Source organism: Bacillus sp. SD088 (assembly GCF_017355205.1).
Taxonomy (GTDB): domain Bacteria; phylum Bacillota; class Bacilli; order Bacillales; family Bacillaceae_C; genus Lederbergia.
Genome location: NZ_JADIJK010000005.1, coordinates 204,356 through 224,064, shown reverse-complemented (window position 1 = coordinate 224,064; position 19,709 = coordinate 204,356). Strand labels below are relative to the sequence as shown.

The window sequence follows — 19,709 nt, the reverse complement described above, 5'->3', positions numbered from 1 at the left end:
ATTAAAATTTATCTAAAACGGAACAAATTTCAGTGCTGCATACTCAGTACAGCTAACAAAGCAATTAACACTAGTATACTTTCAAACTAATAACAGCTTGCTTTTCATTCCTTTGCAACCCTCAAGATGATGCGATTACCTGAAGGGTCTTCAGTAATAAAGGTACCATTTTCTTTTAAAATGGAAGCCCCAATTTTATTTAACTGATCTATAATTTTCTTTATTTTCTCTTCATTTGCAACCATTATAGTAAATGATTTCAAGCCAACACTATTCAGAGACGGCTGTGGTGCACCAATTCCATTCCAAGTATTTAAGCCAATATGATGATGGTATTTTCCATCAGAAATAAAGAGCGCTTGATCAGCAAATCGGTTGACTACTTCAAACCCTAATCCCTCGACATAGAACTCTTCTGTTTTTTCCAATTCAGAAACGTGTAGATGAATATGTCCCATAACCGTCTTGGTCGGAAGCTCAGTCCATGTTTGGTGGTCATAAATCGAGAGAAGGTCGGGAAAATTTAATGGATCTACAGTCATTTCCACTTCTCCATTATGCCAGTTCCACCGGGAAGGGGAGCGATCTATGTATATCTCAATTCCATTTCCGTCTGGGTCAGATAAATAGAGGGCTTCACTCACCAGATGGTCTGATGAACCAAATGAAATCCCCAACTCGGAAAGATGGAAAACCATTCGCGCTAAATCGATTCGTTCTGGGAGCAAAATAGCAAAATGATATAACCCCGTTGTTTTTCCCGATATCGGAACAACTTGCTTCGGTTGTTCAATCGTTAATAAAACCGTATTTCCATCTGCTGTTAAGCTTGCGAATCCTTCAGATTGTTCTAATACCTTGAATCCAATTATCTCTTGATAAAAGGCTAGAGAGCGTTCTAAACTGTGTACCTTTATGTTCACTTGCCCCACAAATGTATATGGCTCCCGATGAAAACTCAATCAACTCACCCCCCTTTTATTAATTTGAATAAGCATAACCCTAATTTACTTCCAATAAGTTACTTTATGTAAGTAAGTATAATAATACAACCTGATAAAGTCAAGTAATCTTTTAACAAAAAGTGATCTAATTATTTTCTAGTTCGAATATATAGGATAGATTTGAAAAGACATGGAAATATTTAGCGGTGGACAGGACCAATTCTTTTTCTGTTTCTCTCTATGCCCAAACGTTTTGCTGTATTGGATCCGCCATAGAAAAGATGGAATTATAAAATGGGAAATTCCTATTCGTATTCACTAACTGAGAAGGCTTAGCTGTAACACTAAGGAGTGAGGGTAAAACTGCTTAAAAGCATAGTGGATAAACTTCGCAGAAAATCAAACCAAAGAATGCTAATATAACAGCATTCTTGGGTTTAACCCTTTTAGCTATTTAGGTTGAATGGTTTCTCCGTCTTTCATTCTAACTTCTAAAGGTTCAACAATTTTACCTAAGGAAGCTCCTTGCTTTTAATCTCCCTTACAAGCCTCCGGGACATCTAACTGTCAATGCTTTAATTGCTACCATGAATTTTATTATTCATTTGATGTATAGACTAAACTAACAAGACAAGAATAAAATAAAAGGAGGTTAAAAAGACAATGAAAACTCTATTCATTCCGTTGGTAATGAGCTTATTCTTCCTTGGAAATTTGGTACCCCTTGAACAGCAAAATACTATAAAAATTGCAGAAAACCAACCTTCCTATGCTAAATGGGGGAAAATAGTTATGGAAAAGACGAAAGAGAAATATCCCCAAGCAGATATCGTTGATTACCTTCATATCGGCAGAGAAAATGGTTCAAAATACTCCACAGAAAAATTTAAGCTATGGCTAAAAAGTGATCATAAAGAGTTCGGCGTTTTTGTTAATATAAAATTTGATAATAAAACAGAAGAAATTATCAATATAACATACAGAAAAACTAACAGATCATTTTTATAGTTGAATTGCGAACTTTCTTAACGGGAATTACTTTTTACTCGCTTTAGCATCGCGACAATTAAAAAACTAACAATCACTAGTAAAACCCAAGAACTGACTTTTCCTAGATGAACGAGGCTCCATGCCTCTGCCTGATTTGGATATGTCCAAGCACCGAAGAATGTGGCAATATTTTCGGCGATCCAGATGAAAAAGCCGATTAGCATAAAAGAAAAGGCAAGTGGCATCCGGTAACGTGTTCCATTTACTTCGTATGTCACCCATGTTTTCCAGAAGACAATGATGACAAGTCCAGCTAACCACCACCGGATATCGATCCAATAATGATGGGCAAAAAAGTTTAGATAAATAGCAGCAGCAAGCAACGCAACAATCAGAAATGGTGGCCACTTAATTAGATCAACCTTCAACCTCCTCCATGCCTGGCAAAGATAACTCGCGACACTTGCATACATAAATCCGCTATAGAGTGGGACACCGAAAATTTTAAAATAGCCTTCCTCTGGATATGACCATGAACCCATATGTACTTTAAAAAGCTCGAGAGCAAGCCCAATCAGGTGAAACATTGTGATTACCTTTAATTCGTCTTTTGTTTCAAGCCCGGAACGTACCATCCACCACTGCATTAGCAGGCAGATGATCAGCATCCAGTCGTATCGTCCAAGGAATGGGAGTGGTAAGATTTTCGTCAAAGCTAAGGCGGAAAAAATAACAACAGGAAACAAGCAGGACAGCGCCTGCTCCCAACCAAAATGAATAAGCTGTTTACCCGCTCTTATAACTTGCGCCTTCAAAGTTTTTTTCTGTGACTTATTTTCAATGGCTAAATTCATCGCTAACCCCTCTTTTTGGAATGTATTTGAATGGAACTTGCCAATTTCTTTCACATATTTCTCCTATTCATCCTGAATGCCCTCATTATTTTGGTATTCTAAAATATCTCCAGGTTGGCATTCTAAAGCCTTACAAATTCCCTCTAGCGTTGATAAGCGAATCGCTTTTGCTTTTCCATTTTTCAATATCGAAAGATTCGCCATCGTGATTCCAACCTTCTCTGAAAGTTCTGTCACACTCATCTTCCTTTTAGCCAACATAACATCGATATTGATGATAATTGCCATCTTTATTCACCTCAGACCGTTAAGTCATTTTCTGATTTTATATCGATCGCCTCTTTTAAAAGTCTTTGAAGAACGGCCGCAAAGACGGCGATGACCAAAGAAGCAAAAATAATGATCAAGCCAATGACAATGATCCCTGGAGCATCATCTACCTCCGCGATAAGATAAAAGAGTGGCATGCCCACGATATAAAAGCCACTGATTGTGATTGCACAATATTTTATATTTTTTAATGCTTTTACAGAGATGTATGCGAACGCCTTGTTTTTGTCAATATAACTTAAAAGTTTAAATGCCTGGTACAATGCAATGAAAAACGGGATCGCTGATATATACATCACAATTAAAATGCCATACAGTACATATGCAAATTCAGAATAACTGTCCACTGCCTCTTTGGCGACTATTGGTAATCCAAATAGACATAAAGCAAGAATAGGAGTCCCAATCAGAAAAACAGCTATTCTCAAAAAAAGCGTTGAGCCTCGTTTCATAAAAAAGCACCTCACTTATTCAATCTCAAATTGATTTTAACATCTGATTTATCGTTTTACAATAAATTTTTATTATTATTTATGTTTTTTTTATTGTTAACCTTGCTATTGCTATATAAAGAAAAACTCAGACTAATTATATATTTGCACACACTCTTTGACACCCGACTTACATATATTGTATTATATATCTAAATGATACATATCAATTAGATAGGTGGCATAAAATGAAAAAGTACAATCATACAACTTACGCGATTCTAGGCATTTTAACGACTGGATGCAGATCGGGGTATGCGATTAAACAGCTGATTGATCAGAGCTTAAATCATTTTTGGAAAATCAGCTATGGTCAAATTTATCCTACTTTAAAGTTAATTGTTGAGGAGGAATTAGCAGTCGTTCAAACCTTATCAGAAAGAGGGAAGCCTGAACGAAATGAATATTTTCTGACTGATAAAGGAAAAGCTGTTTTAAAAAACTGGCTGGAAACACCGATTGAACAAATACCAGTTGAACGAAACGAAGTTTTATTAAAATTATTTTTTGGACGTCACCAATCCAAGGAAAACACTTTATTACAACTTGAAGATTACCAACAAAAGTTAGTAGAACGCTACCAACTTTATCAAAATATAGAAAAAATGATTACTTCCACCCCTCATAACACAGAAGATGTGACCTATTGGTTATTTACTTTGGATTACGGAAAACGAGTAACAAATGCAGCCATTGACTGGTGTGATGCAACAAAAGAGCATTTTATAAAAGGAGGGTTAACATGACAAAGAAAGTTTATACCGGACGTTATACAACTGAAAATGACAAGGATGTAGTGGTTTTTCTTATTGGAATGCGTGTAAACACCCCCTTCGCCATTCATAAATGGGGACCAGTATTTACCTCTATGCCCGGCATGATTAAAGAGCTGTATTCGCATAAAGAAGAATTAGGATTTCTCTCGATGGAAAGCTATTTTGGCCTGAAAACCACTGTTATGATTCAATATTGGCGCTCTACCGAAGATTTATTAGCCTACGCCAAAGGACAAAAACATTTAAGTGCATGGAAAAATTTCAACCAAAAAGTCGGCAATAATGCGGCCGTTGGTATATATCATGAAACCTATGAACTAAAGAGTGGCCACTATGAATCAGTCTATGGAAATATGCCTTTATATGGTTTAGGAAAAGCCATGAAGCATATTCCGATTACAAAAGAAAATAAGGGTGCACTAAAACGGCTCAAAAGAAATACCTAGATTCATATAAAAACCTCTGTAACAATAAAAAACATCTCAGTTCATTGATCATTGAACTGAGTGTTTATCTTTAGTGTGTTGGACAAAATCTACTTAAACTCCCATTTCGTTTTAAGCTGTATTTGGGACCATATCAATTTGTTTGATTACTTTCGCTGGATTACCGCCAACAACTACATTGTCTGGAATATCTTTCGTCACAACAGCACCAGATGCAATTACAACATCGTCGCCTTCAAAAGGATCAATCCGCCCATAAACGTTTAATATAACAATCCTTCTGTAAAATTCTTACTAGATACACGTCTGGATTACTTAGCTTTTTCCATTGCTCGAAACCAAAGTTTTGATCATACTGGCGCAATAATAAGGATATAATCCCTCCATGGGCCACGATCAGTATGTGTTCGGAATCACTTGCCAAAATATCATTTAGAACCTCGACAATTCGATTTTGAGCCTCGTTACTTGATTCTCCACCTTCATACTTTAAATCCATATCCTCGAATGTCGTTTCCAGTTTTTCCTGCCAATCTGGAAAAGACATAGAACTTAGCACACGTTCGGTTAAGCGGCTGTCCGTCTCAATGTCTAAATCCATTTTTTCTGCAAAAGGCTTTATTGTTTGAATAGCCCTTAAAAAAGGACTAGAAATGATCCTATCCACTTTCATATCAGACAGAAAATCAGCTAATGCTTTTGCTTGCATGAACCCCTTTTCTGTTAACAATGAATCAGGAGATTGTCCTTTCGCTTCACAATGCCGAATAATGTATATGTTTTTATTCATACTTCCCCCCACTAGACGATGTAAGTAATTTTATCATCATCCGCAAAAATGCGCCGGCTTGTGCATTTTTTTCCATATTAGATTCGATCCAATCGATTTCGTCGCCTAACAAGTTCGTTAAATAACAAACCGCTTTATTATGAGAAGCTGGTGTAATATAGTTAAAAATCATCCTTATCTTATCAAGAGGAGTAGAAGGCAAAAAGGCTTCAAGTGCCTTTAATCCTAATTGAGCCCGTTCAGGTTTATATCTATGTAGCAATACTTTTGAAAGATTGACCATCACATGTTGTAACATTTCGACAGCCCATAAATCATTGCCTCTTTGGTTTGCCTTATGATATTGAAATAAAAACCAAGCCACATCATAAGCACAATCATTAAATTCTTCTTTAGAAAGCAACAAGTTTTGGGTTGATTGAAATTTAGCTAACCGACTTTCAGGATCATACAACACATGAAAAAAATCCTTTTCTTTAAAATTCCTTTCCGTAACAGTAAATAAATCAACATGAAGCAGATTATCATAAACAGCTATTATTTGCGGTGCAATAATAAAAAAGTCTTCATAAAACAATATTTTCCGATAAGATTCTAAATGCTTTAATCTCTGGGCCAAAAAACTCTCTTCATCTTTTTCATCTATCAAACAATAAAGATCGACATCTGAATACTCGTCATATTCTCTTCTTCCCATTGATCCTTTCAGAAATATGGCCTTCACCCGATTATCTTTCATTAAACTTTGCGAAATGTCGTGAACTGCTTCTTCCTGCTTCATCCATACTCCTCCATCTAAAAAAGGCTTTATTAGCTATTCAATTTTTTTAGCATATTTAAAAATTGCTCTACCTCCGTTGGAGAACGTAAGATCACAATTTCCTTTTTATTAGAAAACGACGCCAGCTTTTTCAAGATTAGCGGTTTTTTAGATTTTGGATATTCCCATACCCATTTCAAGAATTCAACTGAAACCCTTTCTTCACATCCTTCTCCCATATCAGGTCGGGTCTTATTTCTGTATTGAATCCAGCGTTTTATAACACGATATGCACAAATTGTTCGGGGAATATCTAGAAAAATAATCGTATCCGCTTTGTTCAAGCGAATATCGATTGTTCCACTATAATTCCCATCCACAATCCAACTTTCTTGTTCTACCAATTCATTTTGAACAAGTTGCTGTTCTTGTTTAGAGGTTCCAACCCATCCGGGGTTCCAAAATAATGCATCAAGATGAAATACTTCAATCTTTATTAATTCCCCTAACTTCCTTGCTAAAGTAGATTTTCCAGAACCACCTGATCCAATAATAGCAATTTTTTTCACTCAGACCCCTCCTCACTTAACAGGCATAATTGTTATTCGGTTGTCTCAGACCTTAAAAAGTTCGATCCCTCCATACTCTAAGCACTTCTTTAAGCTTATTTCCGTTAAAAGAGCATTTATAGATATCAGGCATTTCAAGTGTCTTCCAAAACTCGAATCCGTAGGTAGGATCGAAATAATTCATCATTAACACCATAATATTTCCATGAGTACCGATCACAATATTTTTGCCTTTGTGAGTTTCTAAAACTTGCAAAAGTGCATCTGCTCCTCTTTTTTGAGCAGCCCGATTTGATTCTCCACCTTCCCATGAAAAATCATCATCTTCCCAAACTTTTGAAATTGCGGCTGTGAAATCTTCTACAGATTTTCCGGCTAATATTCGTTCTTTAAAATCATTTTTAATTTGAATTTCTTTATCTATATATTTAGCCAGGCCTTCTATTGTCTGTACAGCACGCTTATATGGACTAGAATAAACATAATCAATATTTTCCCGTTTTATTGACCACTCCCATGTCTAAAGAACATGGGATTCTTTTTCGCAAACATTTCCCTTACAAACCTCCAAGGAGGGTGCAGAGAGGAAACTTGGGCAAACAACACTGGATGATTCTTTCCAGTGGGCAAGGTCTGTGCCTACTACGCCATCCGTATGGCGATACTTTTATCCTTTTTAGCTTATTCTCTGGATTTCTTACTTTTCCTCTAAAGAGAGAAAGCGTTTGTACCAAATCGGTTGTTTATAGACAACCGTGATAAGCGTGTGAACTGCCATTGGATGCTTTTTACGGGCAATGTTTTGTGCACCATTGACATCACGATGGATTTCTGTTTGATGAACAGAACAAATAAACTTCCTTCCTTTTGCTTGATGTTTCCCGCCGCAAAATGGACAGGATTGCGAAGTATAACGCTCCTCCGTTTCTTCGACTTTGATCCCTTTTTGTTGGGCTTTATACGTTAGTTTCTGTTTGATTTTCCCTTGATTCCACAGGGAAAGCTGTTGTCTTCTTGTTTTGTTATGTTTTCGTTTTTTCTTTGGATCCTTTTTGGTCTTTTTCTCTATGCCGGATACATTGCCAATCACAAAATGAGTGACTTTTTCTTCCTCCAGAAAGGAGACAATTTCTTTGGTAGTTTTATGTTCCAATGCTTCGAGCTGATTTTTACTTTTTTGGCGGATACGACTTCGCGCTTGCTTATATTTCTTCCACTGCCGGGAACCTTTTTGACAACGAGACATCTTCTTACTTAAATCGGCTAGTACTTTTGAGCGGAATTGGGCAATGCTCCTCATCGCTCGTCCTGATACCAATAAGGCTTTATCCTCTGTAGCAGCTGCCACCGCATGGATTTCGCCTAAATCGCCGCCTGCGACTTTAAAGTCATATGAAGAAATATCTTTCTCAAGTACATGAATCGTATAACAAAAGTGATATTGTCCATTCCGCCATACGATTTCAGCGTAGTTACATGATTCAAGATCTTCTGTGGCAAGATTCGGAATATAGAGCTTTTTATTCTGTTTCGGAAACTTCTCCTTCCCGTTCTTCTTTTGCTCTTTTGTTAAAAGTTCGGATAATCTGAGTTCATATTCCGATCTTTTAATCACAATTTCATCGTCCGTGATCGACATCGATGCTTTCTTTAGGGGAACGCAATAATAATATTTTCTTCGCCACGGATATTTCGCCTTTTTATCGGTCTTCCTTAACTTCCGGATTGTTTCACGATTTGCCTCATATTTATCTGCAATCGCTTGCACCGTCTGAGAGTGCAAGTTATAGGTTTGTTTACGAACAGACTGGATCTCCTTTTTACTTAGCCATTTCTTAAACATGAAAAAATAGGACGTTGCTTCCCTGACAATATCATTCCAAACAGAGGCCGCTTCCCGTTGCATCATTCTGAGTTCATTGTATAGGCTTTCATCATAAGGAATGAGAAAAGAGTGAGTGACGATCATATTGGCTAACCTCCTTTCTATATACTCTATAGTTCCATTATACCGGAACATTCGTTTCCCCTCAACCCAATTATTCAATTTATTTACATTCTAAAGCCTTACCTCCTCCCTTTCATCCCACCTCTGAAGAAGTGGGATGAAAGGGAGGAAAGGTCTGTAACAAATACTTTCGCCTAGCTCATACTATGGTACATGGATGAAAAACTTGATTCAAGACGTATTTTTTCCATTCCCTTTTTTAGCTGGAGGTATGCAAAAGTATCCATACAGATATAGACTATCAAACGCACGTATAGGTATGTGGACAAAGATAGGATCGATGTTGGAGAAGGCAAAAGTGTTATCATTTCGGCTGAGGAACGAAACAAATAGAAAGTTGAAAGCACATATCCTTGATGTATATTCAACATAACCCCCTTCTACTACAGGCTTCACTCTCATTACGAGAAATTATTAATCATACAACTGTAAAGAATGGTGTTTTTTCATCAAAGCTCTCTCCTCACATCGATTTTTTCTACTCACCCATACTACTTCTTGTTTTCGATGGTCAAATCCTTTATTTCCTTTTCATTCATTCTAAACAGATTGATTGGAAGCAGATTACAACATCAAAGCGATTGTTAGATTAAAATAAGAGATGTAACAGAATTCGTTGATCGGAAGGAGAATAACAATGAAGATCATTCTTGTTGGAGCAAGTGGGACGATTGGACAAGCGATTACCAAAGAATTAGGAAAAAATCACGATATTATCCGCGCTGGAATGAACGGATTAGATGTAACAGTTGATATCACTTCTGTGGATATACATTCTTTAAAAGTTGTATAAGTGTTGAAGGAATAAAAACTGGAGTCCATCTTCTACCTCTGTTAAATTACCAAAGAAGAAAGTATGTGATTGTCTGACTTTACACAAAAAGAATATGAAGAAAAAACATATTGCCCTTATTTTGTATGAATTCCCGATAGATGCTAGCCCCAGATTCACTAAATCATCTTCTCCATTAAGATGTGGTACTATTATTTTGCAATAAACAACAAGGTGGGTAACCAATGAACAAAACAGACCGATTATTTGCCATCGTGCTGGAACTGCAACGTAAAGAAGTTGTACGGGCCGAAGATTTGTCAACCCTATTTGAAACTAGCGTGCGGACCATTTATCGTGACATTGAGGCGCTGAGTGAAGCGGGCGTGCCGATCATAGGAGCTCCTGGTACGGGATATTCCCTGATGGAAGGCTATTTCCTGTCGCCGATCAGTTTCACGGTACCGGAAGCAGTGAGCTTGCTGATTGGAACAGACTTTATCGAACAGCGATTTGATGAGGATTATCGTATCAAGGCACAAGCCGCTCGCGGCAAAATCGAGACCATTCTACCGGAAAGCGTTCGCAATGAAACAGCTCGTGTACGCAACGCTATGCGTTTGCTCAATTCCGATAAACAGTCCATACCGTCAAAAGAAAAGGAATATCTAGAAAAGATCCGTCGGGCGATATTAGACAAGCGAAAGATTGGCTTTCAATATGTAAAAAGACTTGCAGATTCCAAGGGGAATCGCCATAGTGTTCGTACCGTTGCTCCCTATGGATTGGTGCTCGTTCAAGGATCGTGGATGCTCGTAGCCCATTGTGAGCTGCGCCGAGACATTCGCCATTTCCGATTATCCAGAATGACGGAACTTATCGATCTGGAAGAACGATTTAAAATACCGGCGCACTTTAACTTTAGGGATTATACTCCTGCAGATGATCGGCACTTGCTGGTTCGTCTCCGATTTAACCTTGACATTGCAGATAAGGTGAAGGAATCTAACTATTATTACATAGAGGATATGGAAGAGCATCAAGATGGATTGGATGTGGTCATACGCGTTCGTCACCTGGACGAAGTGTTGCAATGGGTGCTTGGATGGGGAGCGGGTGTAATAGTATTAGAGCCTGAATCGTTTCGAAATCGGATTCGTGAGGAAGCCGAAAAAATGTTAAAACACTACTGACATACCGTTGTCAGTAGTGTTATTTTATAATCGGAGTAAGTAAGCATAAAGGAGTGATAGAAATGCGAAGTAGTATATCTTACATCGGTTGAAGGGATGATAGGATACGGAATTGTATCGTTTATTATAGAAAGGATGGTATTTCGTGAATTTTGCTTCTGTGCACATCACCCCCGACGACGTGGGCAATTTGGGGTCCTTTAATATTTAGAAGAACATTCAAAAGCCTCACAAAAACAAACGGAAGCTCTTCAAATTGATCGTACAACAATGGTATCTCATATTGATTATTTGGAGGAAATTCAGTGTGTGCAACGAGTGAGGAATCCAAAAGATAGGAGATTTTTTTCGTTGAAGGTCACGAAACAAGTCAAGGAGAAATTAAGATTTGGGGAGCGTTATCTCGAAACTATTGATTTGGATGTTCTTTCAGGGATTCAGTCAAGGAGCAAAAGGAACTCAAATCGATTTTATTAAAGTTATGGACAACCATATCGAAGAAGGAAAAATAATGAATCGTATTGGTTAAGAAAATTCGATTGTGACTGTTAATGGGTTTGAAACCCATGGAAAAAGGTGATTTTTAATGTTGTACAAGAAAATTGGTGAGTTATTCCCTAAAGCCCCTTTTGATTTTGAAAAAACTATAAGGTTTTTAGATGGATTTCCCCCAACTAAAAAAGAACAAACGCTGAATGAAAATCATCTAACCAAAGCCACTTTAATGAATGATCAAATAGTTGTCTTTGACTTACAATCAGAAGGTGATATTGAAAACCCAAAATTGATATACACCATATTTTCAGACAAGGATATCTCGGATAAGAGCTTAAAAATACTTGAAAAGAAAATCGATCATTTTTTAAGTTTATCTGATGATCTCAAGGAATTTTATACTTTGGCATCGGAAGATCCGTGGTTCCAACATATTAATAAAAAACTATATGGCTATCATCAGGTTAAATTTCTTACTCCTTTTGAAAATGCCTGCTGGGCGATCTTTACCCAAAGGACGCCCACGAATATCGCCAAGGAAATCAAGATGAGATTCTGTGAAAATTTTGGTCAATCACTCGAAATAGACCATCAATGTTATTCTGCATTTCCCGAGCCTGTAAATATCCTTAGAGCTTCCGAGGAAGAGGTAGCAGAAACGGTCAAAAATAAGCGAAAGACCCAATATTTGATGTCAGTCTCCGAAGCATTTTCCGACGTTGATGAACAGTTCCTCACCGACGGAGATTATGATGAAGTTGAATACTGGTTAAAAGGTATTAAAGGAATCGGTGAATGGTCAGCCTCGTTTATTCTTATCAGAGGGATTGGGAGAATGGAACGATTACCTGTTAGCGAAAAAATGCTATTCAAGGTGTTTTCGGAAATTTATAAAGGTGATCAGGATGTTAAGGTGATTGCTAATCATTATGGAAATTGGAAAGGATACTGGGCCCATTATCTTCGCGCTTTGGGTGCATTTACAAAATAGGATAGAATAAAATCGTTCAAATGACAAAACGCTAATATAGCACACAATATTTAAGGAGATGAAGTACATGGCTACACCGCAACTCGACTTTTCATCTATTCAGGTAAGGGATCTTGAAAGATCACGTGAATTTTATCAGAATACCTTTGGTTTTGAAATTGAAAATGAAAATCCAGGAGCCTATATCTTTAAAAATGAAAAGGGCGCTTCTTTTGCTATTAGAAAACCTTTGGTTGATTTGGACAAAGCAGGCAAACTTGGATGGGGAGTCGCGCTTTGGTTTTCTGTTCCTGACGTGGAAAAACGATATGATGATGTGCGTGGCAAAAAAGTGAAGATTGTTAAGGATTTAGCAGACAGTCCCTTTGGAAAGGTGTTTACAGTAGAAGATCCTGATGGATATTATATTACTCTTCACGGATAAATCCCCGAGCTTCTTATTTTATCGTAGTACAAAGAAGGACAGAGATAAAGCGAATTTTATCTATCCCTCTCTTTTTCCCAAATAAAATATCTTGACTTTTAATAAAGTGAAACTTCATTCAATGTTTTTTCCATCGCCCACTGATTTTAGAAGATCAAAGACTAAATTCGCGACGTCCTGTCGGCAGGCTCAAAGCACGACATCCTGTCGTTTCGCCCGCACTAGTACGTCCTGTACGTCGCAACGCTTTTGTGACCATCTTCCTGTCGGCCCGAACCAATCGGGCATTTACTGGCAGTTGTCCTCCACTTACAATTCTCGTTTTTACCTCGAATTCTTGAAGTGGAGGTCTTACTGTCAGTTAATTCGGGATGAAAAAGAATTTTCAAAATGGTTTCTTTACATAAAAGTGCAAGCTCCCGTTTGGCGATATATAAATTTTTTAACATCTTACATATTTTCGTTTAAAACCAACTCTTCCTCTTTCAATATCTTTTTGAATACTTTCAGAGGCATTTAAAAAACTGCTTTTCTTTTTGGGCCGTATAACTTCTACTGTTCCAACTTCTTTTGCAACGTCCATTGCCTTTTCATGAAGCGCCACATAGGAAATACCAACAGTGTATAGGAAGTTATTCATAGAAGCTTTTGTTCGCTCAGGGGAGTCATGAATAGTATCTTTCACCATTTCAAGCATGTTGGAAATCTTACTTTCAGAAAATTCGTTGTCACGGAGTCTTCCTAGAAGCCAGCAGTAACAGCTCCATCCTGCCGACATTTTCAACTCTTCCTTACTTGAAATCCATTTATCAGCGACATCCTGTGCTATAGGCGATTCTGATAATGTGACTGCTACCACATAGTCAGACAACATATAAAAATAGGCCGAATCCATCCAACGATCAAAATCTGACTCTGTCATTGCTTTTGGATCTGCAATAATGCCTGCAAAGTACATTGCATCGTAGTTTCCTGTAGCGTAAAGTTCTTCTGCTAAAGCTTGATTTATTTTTATTTTCTTCGCGATCGGCTTCATTGCACCAGTTGCAACACCAAAAAGCGGTTCGTGTGCACCATTGGATATGTACATTTTCTTCATTCGTTCCTTCCCAAGTGCTTCGAGCTCCTCCATTACCATTTCTACATTCATCCAACTCGGCGAAGTTCCTCGGATTCGGGAAAAACCGCCTTCTCTCCTTTCAATTAACAGCGTACTTGCATATTCATTTTTTAATGCTGTCCATCAACCCTAACAGCAGGAAAAATCATTCATTCGGGTAGGTTTCTTGCAAAAAAGCCACAGATTGTTTGATTAATTCCTTTAAGACATCCACATGAATATCTGCTACTTTGTTGATATACACACAGGCTTTTCCTATTGTATGTTTTCCAAAATCCTTTAATAATTCGTCTCGTTGTGTGTCACCTGTTGCAAAATATAAACTTATTTTAGCTTTTCGAGGTGAAAAGCCAACGAGCGGTGCATCGCCTTCGTGCCCAGATGCATATTTATAATGATATTTGCCAAATCCGATAATGCTTGGTCCCCACATTTTCGCTTTATACCCTGTTGTCTCTGTAAAAATATCTAATAATTTATAGCCATCTTCACGTTTTCGAGGTGAATCCACATTTTCAATAAACTCAATGACACTACTATCTGTTTCTTTCGTTTTTAGTTCGTACATCGTCCCATCCCTCCTAAACGTTGTTCCATCGAATAACTGCTTAATCTTGTAACATTATGTTACCTTCAATCATACGTCATTCCTCTTTTACACGGTACCAGTATTGATATTTCTCCTGAAACCCTAATTTTGAATAAAGATTTAATGCAGGTCTGTTATTTAGGACTACTTGGAGATAAGCATATTCCGCACCGTTTTTCTTTCCCCATTTCAGCAAATTCAGCATTAACTGCTCTCCAAAGCCACGGTTTCTCCACTGCGGATCTGTAACAATGTCAAAAATCCCTAAGTAACCTCTCTCCAAAACGCCTAGGCCACATGCAACGACCGCCTCTTTATTATAAAGTGAAATAAAGCATGTTTTGGGAATAATCATTGAAAGCATTTGCTTCATAATAACTCTATTACGTTCATTTTGTTGATTAAATTTGCAGAACTGATTTAGCCATTCTTCATTTACTCTCTTTTCCAATTTAACCGAATCTATTAGTGGATCCTTTAGGTTCGATAGTGATAATAACTGAACACTTGTCTGGTCAATCACAGTGTAGCCTCGGCCTTCTAGAGTCTTATCCAAGATTTCTGGATAAACGAGCTCAGACATTTTAAACACTGGCTTCAAATTGCGAGCCGCAAATATATGCTCACAGTAATGAATTTTCTTATCTATATCGACAGCTGACGTATATATCGGATTAACAGAATTAGCACGTTTTGTATAACCATTAGAAAATCTTAACAGCCAACCATCATACACCATTAACGACAATGAGGGCCAAGCATTAAGCGATAATTCTTCAATAGTACGGATCATTTCTTATCTCCTTTTTTGAATTAATATACATTAAAACGAATTTTAATTCAACAGAGATATTATGCTTTTTTATCTCAGTACCACTTCCGGAATCCCCCATTGATGCACTTTTGCTTTTCTAATCCAATAAGAAAAAACGATATCCCTTCATTTTAGGAGATACCGATTTATATTTTCTATACGAGTTTTAAAGCCTTAGCGATCCCCTGAATCCTCTGGAACCATAGTAAGAGTCTGCGCCATTGTGATACAAGAAAACATGCCCGAAACGATAATCACAGAAAAGGGCACCCCCTAGTGCTCTAATATCTTTTGGGGTTTGCACCCAGCTAGACGTCTTCTTATCAAAATGTTCCAGTTCCTGCAACGCCCGGTATTGTTCTTCCGTTAATAGTTCAATCCCCATGGCTGTTGCCATATCGATCACGCTATTTTCTGGTTTATGTTTTTTTCTTGCGTCAAGCGCTTCGCGGTCATAACAAACACTTCTTCGCCCCTTAGGACTTTCTGCTGAACAATCATAAAAAATATACTTGTCTGCTTGTTCATCATACTCAACAACATCTGGCTCACCGCCCGTTGCTTCCATTTCATTAAGCGACCACAGTTTTTCAGGATTTGTTTCCAGCTTTTCTTCAATTTTACTCCATTCAAACTCTTGATGGCGATGCATATTTTTCTCAAAGCGAGTCTTCAACGCTTTGAGTAATTCTTCATGTTGTTCTAGTGACAGCTCTTTTGTCATGTTCTATCCTCCCTTAATGTGTATTTATAATGGTTATTAGTCGTGCTAATTATATGCTTCGATGTCACAACTAGCTCTTATTAGTGAATCCAATCTCAAGTTCCTCTAATATCTTTAGCATTCACTGTAATTTTTCCTACTATATATTTTTTTTACATTCTATCATAAAATCAAGACAAAAGATCCTGTCAATAAATAGTATAACGTATTTAATTTGATTCGGCTTTTTTAAAGAATCTATCTACTCCCAATAGTCAACATAGAATACCTCTCCAAGACATGAAATTGGAGAGGTATCGGATAATCTAATCGTTCGAGTAATGAGTCATTAAACTCAAGTAATTATCTGCTTGAATTGTATTTTCCGCAACTTTATTACGCTGCAATTTACCGCATTTCCTGCATTCATGTACAATCTGATAGCCCTTTTTTCCGGAATATTCGATACTTATTGGTCTCATTAATCCTTTGCAATGGCTTAACCGATCTCCAGGTTTGTTATCCAAATGCTTTGAAAATAGACAGAATGGACAATGATTTCTATAGCTTCCATTTGTTAATGGTTGTACATTCGCTCCACAATTTTCACATTGAAAAGCCGTATTTTCAGTTAATGCTCAACATCCTCTTCCTCCAAGATGATTTTTTTCATCTGAAGAAGAAGGGTTCCGTTTGTTCTCCAATTTGGTATTGTTTCAGGCTTTTAAGGAGAATGATCCTATTCACCGTTTTGTGCTGCAAAACGATTACTTCTAGTTCCTGCTTCACAAGAGCCTATTACATCTCTTGATCCGAACCACGATTGATTTTATAAATTTGTATCAACCACTGTAAGACGGACTTCTCCATCTTCCACTAGTATGTGTTCATCCTTAATCACTGACATTGGCATTCGTCCCCTAGAAGAGTTGTCTGAGCATATATAATAGATACAAAAAAACACTCCAGTCTTTTATTTTTAGATTATCCTTGCTATTATTCTAAACTAACTCTAGTTGTAAATAAACTGTTCGTTGTTTCAAACTAGCTGTCTTAATCGTTTTGTTGCAGAGTGAACCGTTAGCCTATGGAATGAGATTAACTTATTCTTGAAGATGACTCCATATATAGCATAAGGGGTAGGGGAAAGTCTTAGCAGTTCTTTGCTGATGAAATTGCGATTCGAAGAAATATTTGCTACTATGAATTCTTACGCACCCTGGCCAAAAATAAAGGAGGGGTTATGATGGCAACCTTTGAGGATTTTCAAAAACTAGATATGCGTGTTGGAGAAATTATTAGAACAGAAGCATTCCCTAAAGCAAGAAAACCAGCATACAAACTGTGGGTTGACTTTGGAGAAGATATCGGAATTAAACAAAGCAGTGCTCAAATAACTGACTGCTATGAGTTGAATGAACTAATTGGTAAGCAAGTTCTAGGAGTGATTAACTTTCCTCCTATGCAAGTTGCTGATTTTCGTTCAGAAGTTTTAGTGATGGGTGTGTATTCGGAACAGGGTGTTGTTCTTATAGAACCTCAGCAAAAAGTAAAAAAAGGAGACCGGTTAGGCTAAGTCTCCTTTGCACGTACAAAAAACATAAGAGTACAAGCTCCTTCAATCTCTTCAACTTGAAAACCTCTTATATGTTCAGATTATTGCAAAGCCTGAATTGTAATTTCAGCTGCTTGCTTGATTAATTCATCATTATATTCCGCATTTTCTGTATCACGGCTTGACAGAATAGCCATAACGATAGGTTCTCTACCAGGTGGCCATACAATGGCAAGGTCATTTCGTGTTCCGTAACTCCCGGCTCCAGTCTTATCACCGACTTCCCAACCTTCTGGTACACCTGCACGGATCAAATTGTCTCCAGTAGTATTCTCTTTTAACCATTCCAGAAGTATTGTACGTTTATCCTCGGAAAGTAACTCCTCATTAATCGCAAAAGCACGAAGGCTAGTAGCAAGGGCTTTCGGTGTGCTAGTATCACGGGAGTCCCCAGGGATTGCTTCATTCAAGTCTGTCTCAAACCGATCAGATTTTATAACGGTATCACCGATCTCTCTCATCGCTTTCTCAAAACCATCAGGTCCTCCCAGTGCTTTCAATAAAAGATTTCCTGCCGTATTGTCACTATAACGAATGGCAGCATCACCAATTTCTAATAACGTCATTCCTGTGTCTACATGCTTCTCCGTAATTGGGGAATATGTAACCAAGTCATCTTCTGTATACATAATTGTTTCGTTTAACTTTTCAATTGAGTTTTGCTGTAGCACTACTCCCGCTGCTAACGGTTTGAACGTGGATGCAAAAGCAAATCGTTCATCAGACTGATAAGCAACAATTTGATTCGAACCCGTGTCAATCGCATAGACACCAAGCCTGGAGTCATACTTGTTCTCCAGTTGAGCAAAGTCCTCTTCTATCGTTTGTTTCAATTCTGAATTACTCGCTTTGACCGCAGACTCATTTGGGGTATCTGCTTTTGCACACCCAACCAAAGTGACAAATGCAATTAGATAAACCAATGCCAAAAATTTACCCTTACTAATACTATTAGGCACACCCTTGTTTTCTTTCTTCAAAATTTAACCTCCCATATAAATTGAACTTGTCGACAACCTTAATACTACATTTGTAATATTAAGGTGTCAACTACTTTTAATAAACTTTAAGTTGGAAGAGATATTGATACAACGAAAAGGGTTGGAACCCAATTGATTCCAACCAACAAATATTCTTATAACTTCCTTTTCGCCTTCGCTGCATTATGTCATATCAAGAGTATTCGTTAACCGCTTCATACATATTTCATAGATACATATTGACGTTGCGGTACCAACATTTAACGAGTCGCAAACACCAAGCATTGGAATAACCAGTTTTTGAGTTTCAGTACTATACCATTTGTCTGAAACGCCAAATTTTTCACTTCCTACGACAAGAGCTGATCTCCCTTTGTATTCAAACTCCTTAAAGGTCTTAGTTGACTTGGTATCCGCCAGATAGATATTGAAATGATATTTTTTCAACCATGAAATACAGGCAGCTGTACTGGAAAATTCAATGATTGGGATGACGAAAACTGCCCCCATGCTACTTTTTATAAGTTTGGGATTGGTCATTCGCGCCCGTTTATTACATATAAAAATGGCATCCACTCCAGCACCATCACAGGTTCGCAAAATGGTTCCTATATTTCCTGGATTCTCTAAACCATCTAGTATAAGAATGACAGCGGCATCTTTTAGTTCCAAATCTTCCTTCTTATAAAAAGGAATCATCCCAACAGATAGCAAACCGTCCGGCTTATCCCTTTCACTCAGTCGCTCAAAGACATTTCTAGAAACGGCATAAACATCTGCATCTTTTTCAGTAAATGTCTTCACTAATTGAGTGGCTTCATCGCTATAAATACATTCAGGACAAAGTATAAATGATTTTATCTCAATCTGGGTATTCACCAGCCTTTGATGTGCCCAAATCCCCTCAGCCACAAAAAGCCTTTCAGAATCCGGATAATTTCCCTTTATCAAACGCTTAATTTCGGTAATCTTATCGTTTTTCGCACCGATCCATTTTATATTAGTTTTCTCCATAATGCGCTTCATGTCCAGGTTACCCATGTTAATCATCCCAT

The 19,709-nt window shown here is 37.6% G+C and carries 24 protein-coding genes and 3 pseudogenes; 9 read left to right on the top strand and 18 right to left on the bottom strand.

All coding sequences use genetic code 11. From position 1 onward, the window contains the following. Positions 1 to 104: 104 nt before the first annotated feature. Positions 105 to 962, bottom strand: a complete 858-nt coding sequence (locus IPU53_RS06685; protein ID WP_207449123.1) for a VOC family protein — start codon at positions 960 to 962, stop codon at positions 105 to 107. Between the two features lie 645 nt (positions 963 to 1,607). Here IPU53_RS06685 and IPU53_RS06680 point away from each other — a divergent pair. After that, complete coding sequence (locus IPU53_RS06680) at positions 1,608 to 1,952, top strand: DUF3889 domain-containing protein (protein ID WP_207449121.1); 345 nt, start codon at positions 1,608 to 1,610, stop codon at positions 1,950 to 1,952. Between the two features lie 17 nt (positions 1,953 to 1,969). Here the strand turns inward: IPU53_RS06680 and IPU53_RS06675 are convergent, their stop codons facing one another. From IPU53_RS06675 to IPU53_RS06665, 3 genes are all read right to left on the bottom strand, one after another. Further along, on the bottom strand, positions 1,970 to 2,734 hold the full coding sequence (locus IPU53_RS06675; RefSeq protein WP_207449178.1) for a DUF817 domain-containing protein: 765 nt from the start codon (positions 2,732 to 2,734) through the stop codon (positions 1,970 to 1,972). 117 nt (positions 2,735 to 2,851) lie between these two features. After that, the gene (locus IPU53_RS06670; RefSeq protein ID WP_207449119.1) at positions 2,852 to 3,076 is read right to left on the bottom strand and encodes a helix-turn-helix domain-containing protein; all 225 of its coding nucleotides are present in this window, start codon (positions 3,074 to 3,076) and stop codon (positions 2,852 to 2,854) included. An 11-nt stretch (positions 3,077 to 3,087) separates the two neighbouring features. Beyond that, entirely contained in the window at positions 3,088 to 3,570 is a 483-nt protein-coding gene (locus tag IPU53_RS06665; RefSeq protein ID WP_207449117.1) for a DUF2975 domain-containing protein, read from the bottom strand. Positions 3,571 to 3,797: 227 nt separating this feature from the next. Between IPU53_RS06665 and IPU53_RS06660 the strand changes: the two genes are divergently transcribed. Then, entirely contained in the window at positions 3,798 to 4,355 is a 558-nt protein-coding gene (locus tag IPU53_RS06660) for a PadR family transcriptional regulator (protein ID WP_207449115.1), read from the top strand. Next, a complete protein-coding gene (locus IPU53_RS06655) occupies positions 4,352 to 4,831 on the top strand; it encodes a DUF4188 domain-containing protein (RefSeq protein ID WP_207449113.1) in 480 nt (159 codons plus the stop codon). Before IPU53_RS06660 ends, IPU53_RS06655 begins: the two co-directional genes overlap by 4 nt. A gap of 111 nt (positions 4,832 to 4,942) precedes the next feature. Here the strand turns inward: IPU53_RS06655 and IPU53_RS06650 are convergent. The 6 genes and pseudogenes from IPU53_RS06650 to IPU53_RS06625 all read right to left on the bottom strand — a co-directional run. After that, positions 4,943 to 5,065, bottom strand: a pseudogene (locus tag IPU53_RS06650) (acetyltransferase); the annotation flags it as partial. A gap of 10 nt (positions 5,066 to 5,075) precedes the next feature. Continuing rightward, complete coding sequence (locus tag IPU53_RS06645) at positions 5,076 to 5,621, bottom strand: histidine phosphatase family protein (RefSeq protein ID WP_207449111.1); 546 nt, start codon at positions 5,619 to 5,621, stop codon at positions 5,076 to 5,078. Then, a complete protein-coding gene (locus tag IPU53_RS06640; RefSeq protein ID WP_207449109.1) occupies positions 5,614 to 6,402 on the bottom strand; it encodes a nucleotidyltransferase domain-containing protein in 789 nt (262 codons plus the stop codon). The genes IPU53_RS06645 and IPU53_RS06640 overlap by 8 nt, the downstream gene beginning before the upstream one ends. A gap of 29 nt (positions 6,403 to 6,431) precedes the next feature. Continuing rightward, positions 6,432 to 6,950, bottom strand: coding sequence for a DNA topology modulation protein (locus IPU53_RS06635; RefSeq protein ID WP_207449107.1), 519 nt, complete (start codon positions 6,948 to 6,950; stop codon positions 6,432 to 6,434). Between the two features lie 52 nt (positions 6,951 to 7,002). Then, positions 7,003 to 7,455 carry a histidine phosphatase family protein gene (locus tag IPU53_RS06630; RefSeq protein WP_207449176.1) on the bottom strand — a complete coding sequence of 151 codons (453 nt, stop codon included), beginning with the start codon at positions 7,453 to 7,455 and terminating at the stop codon, positions 7,003 to 7,005. Positions 7,456 to 7,647: 192 nt separating this feature from the next. Further along, positions 7,648 to 8,970 carry an RNA-guided endonuclease InsQ/TnpB family protein gene (locus tag IPU53_RS06625; protein WP_242698104.1) on the bottom strand — a complete coding sequence of 441 codons (1,323 nt, stop codon included), beginning with the start codon at positions 8,968 to 8,970 and terminating at the stop codon, positions 7,648 to 7,650. A 625-nt stretch (positions 8,971 to 9,595) separates the two neighbouring features. Between IPU53_RS06625 and IPU53_RS06620 the strand changes: the two genes are divergently transcribed. The 5 genes from IPU53_RS06620 (at position 9,596) to IPU53_RS06600 (ending at position 12,833) form a co-directional block, all read left to right on the top strand. Next, positions 9,596 to 9,751 (top strand): hypothetical protein, encoded by a 156-nt coding sequence (locus IPU53_RS06620; protein WP_207449105.1) that lies wholly within the window; start codon positions 9,596 to 9,598, stop codon positions 9,749 to 9,751. Between the two features lie 224 nt (positions 9,752 to 9,975). Then, a complete protein-coding gene (locus IPU53_RS06615) occupies positions 9,976 to 10,923 on the top strand; it encodes a helix-turn-helix transcriptional regulator (protein WP_207449103.1) in 948 nt (315 codons plus the stop codon). 388 nt (positions 10,924 to 11,311) lie between these two features. After that, positions 11,312 to 11,452, top strand: a complete 141-nt coding sequence (locus tag IPU53_RS06610; protein ID WP_207449101.1) for a hypothetical protein — start codon at positions 11,312 to 11,314, stop codon at positions 11,450 to 11,452. A 57-nt stretch (positions 11,453 to 11,509) separates the two neighbouring features. Then, the gene (locus IPU53_RS06605) at positions 11,510 to 12,409 is read left to right on the top strand and encodes a DNA-3-methyladenine glycosylase family protein (protein WP_207449099.1); all 900 of its coding nucleotides are present in this window, start codon (positions 11,510 to 11,512) and stop codon (positions 12,407 to 12,409) included. 67 nt (positions 12,410 to 12,476) lie between these two features. Further along, a complete protein-coding gene (locus IPU53_RS06600; protein WP_207449096.1) occupies positions 12,477 to 12,833 on the top strand; it encodes a VOC family protein in 357 nt (118 codons plus the stop codon). Between the two features lie 442 nt (positions 12,834 to 13,275). Here the strand turns inward: IPU53_RS06600 and IPU53_RS06595 are convergent, their stop codons facing one another. From IPU53_RS06595 to IPU53_RS24845, 6 genes and pseudogenes are all read right to left on the bottom strand, one after another. Beyond that, positions 13,276 to 13,983 carry a DNA alkylation repair protein gene (locus IPU53_RS06595; RefSeq protein WP_207449094.1) on the bottom strand — a complete coding sequence of 236 codons (708 nt, stop codon included), beginning with the start codon at positions 13,981 to 13,983 and terminating at the stop codon, positions 13,276 to 13,278. 115 nt (positions 13,984 to 14,098) lie between these two features. Next, positions 14,099 to 14,521, bottom strand: a complete 423-nt coding sequence (locus IPU53_RS06590) for a DUF1801 domain-containing protein (protein WP_207449092.1) — start codon at positions 14,519 to 14,521, stop codon at positions 14,099 to 14,101. A gap of 76 nt (positions 14,522 to 14,597) precedes the next feature. Beyond that, complete coding sequence (locus IPU53_RS06585) at positions 14,598 to 15,335, bottom strand: GNAT family N-acetyltransferase (protein WP_207449090.1); 738 nt, start codon at positions 15,333 to 15,335, stop codon at positions 14,598 to 14,600. A 187-nt stretch (positions 15,336 to 15,522) separates the two neighbouring features. Next, entirely contained in the window at positions 15,523 to 16,080 is a 558-nt protein-coding gene (locus IPU53_RS06580; protein ID WP_207449087.1) for a DUF4256 domain-containing protein, read from the bottom strand. A 305-nt stretch (positions 16,081 to 16,385) separates the two neighbouring features. After that, positions 16,386 to 16,670: pseudogene (locus IPU53_RS06575) on the bottom strand (RNHCP domain-containing protein); the annotation flags it as partial. 428 nt (positions 16,671 to 17,098) lie between these two features. Further along, a pseudogene (locus tag IPU53_RS24845) lies at positions 17,099 to 17,224 on the bottom strand (GNAT family N-acetyltransferase); the annotation flags it as partial. Positions 17,225 to 17,305: 81 nt separating this feature from the next. On the opposite strand from IPU53_RS24845, the gene IPU53_RS06570 reads away from it, so the two are divergent. Beyond that, the gene (locus tag IPU53_RS06570; protein WP_207449172.1) at positions 17,306 to 17,635 is read left to right on the top strand and encodes a tRNA-binding protein; all 330 of its coding nucleotides are present in this window, start codon (positions 17,306 to 17,308) and stop codon (positions 17,633 to 17,635) included. Between the two features lie 80 nt (positions 17,636 to 17,715). On the opposite strand, the gene bla is transcribed toward IPU53_RS06570, so the two are convergent. Both bla and IPU53_RS06560 read right to left on the bottom strand, forming a co-directional pair. After that, entirely contained in the window at positions 17,716 to 18,654 is a 939-nt protein-coding gene (bla, locus tag IPU53_RS06565; RefSeq protein WP_207449085.1) for a class A beta-lactamase, read from the bottom strand. A gap of 183 nt (positions 18,655 to 18,837) precedes the next feature. Next, entirely contained in the window at positions 18,838 to 19,704 is an 867-nt protein-coding gene (locus IPU53_RS06560; RefSeq protein ID WP_207449083.1) for a TrmH family RNA methyltransferase, read from the bottom strand. Positions 19,705 to 19,709: the final 5 nt, after the last annotated feature.

What these genes read in the sequence shown, in the direction of transcription:
- IPU53_RS06600 (WP_207449096.1), top strand. Translation starts at nt 12,477, where the DNA reads ATGGCTACACCGCAACTCGACTTTTCATCTATTCAGGTAAGGGATCTT.
- IPU53_RS06645 (WP_207449111.1), bottom strand. Translation starts at nt 5,621, where the DNA reads ATGAATAAAAACATATACATTATTCGGCATTGTGAAGCGAAAGGACAA.
- IPU53_RS06570 (WP_207449172.1), top strand. Translation starts at nt 17,306, where the DNA reads ATGGCAACCTTTGAGGATTTTCAAAAACTAGATATGCGTGTTGGAGAA.
- IPU53_RS06585 (WP_207449090.1), bottom strand. Translation starts at nt 15,335, where the DNA reads ATGATCCGTACTATTGAAGAATTATCGCTTAATGCTTGGCCCTCATTG.
- IPU53_RS06605 (WP_207449099.1), top strand. Translation starts at nt 11,510, where the DNA reads ATGTTGTACAAGAAAATTGGTGAGTTATTCCCTAAAGCCCCTTTTGAT.
- IPU53_RS06665 (WP_207449117.1), bottom strand. Translation starts at nt 3,570, where the DNA reads ATGAAACGAGGCTCAACGCTTTTTTTGAGAATAGCTGTTTTTCTGATT.
- IPU53_RS06560 (WP_207449083.1), bottom strand. Translation starts at nt 19,704, where the DNA reads ATGATTAACATGGGTAACCTGGACATGAAGCGCATTATGGAGAAAACT.
- IPU53_RS06615 (WP_207449103.1), top strand. Translation starts at nt 9,976, where the DNA reads ATGAACAAAACAGACCGATTATTTGCCATCGTGCTGGAACTGCAACGT.
- IPU53_RS06680 (WP_207449121.1), top strand. Translation starts at nt 1,608, where the DNA reads ATGAAAACTCTATTCATTCCGTTGGTAATGAGCTTATTCTTCCTTGGA.
- IPU53_RS06590 (WP_207449092.1), bottom strand. Translation starts at nt 14,521, where the DNA reads ATGTACGAACTAAAAACGAAAGAAACAGATAGTAGTGTCATTGAGTTT.
- IPU53_RS06640 (WP_207449109.1), bottom strand. Translation starts at nt 6,402, where the DNA reads ATGAAGCAGGAAGAAGCAGTTCACGACATTTCGCAAAGTTTAATGAAA.
- IPU53_RS06580 (WP_207449087.1), bottom strand. Translation starts at nt 16,080, where the DNA reads ATGACAAAAGAGCTGTCACTAGAACAACATGAAGAATTACTCAAAGCG.
- IPU53_RS06660 (WP_207449115.1), top strand. Translation starts at nt 3,798, where the DNA reads ATGAAAAAGTACAATCATACAACTTACGCGATTCTAGGCATTTTAACG.
- IPU53_RS06625 (WP_242698104.1), bottom strand. Translation starts at nt 8,970, where the DNA reads ATGTTCCGGTATAATGGAACTATAGAGTATATAGAAAGGAGGTTAGCC.
- IPU53_RS06655 (WP_207449113.1), top strand. Translation starts at nt 4,352, where the DNA reads ATGACAAAGAAAGTTTATACCGGACGTTATACAACTGAAAATGACAAG.
- IPU53_RS06670 (WP_207449119.1), bottom strand. Translation starts at nt 3,076, where the DNA reads ATGGCAATTATCATCAATATCGATGTTATGTTGGCTAAAAGGAAGATG.
- IPU53_RS06595 (WP_207449094.1), bottom strand. Translation starts at nt 13,983, where the DNA reads ATGAATGTAGAAATGGTAATGGAGGAGCTCGAAGCACTTGGGAAGGAA.
- IPU53_RS06620 (WP_207449105.1), top strand. Translation starts at nt 9,596, where the DNA reads ATGAAGATCATTCTTGTTGGAGCAAGTGGGACGATTGGACAAGCGATT.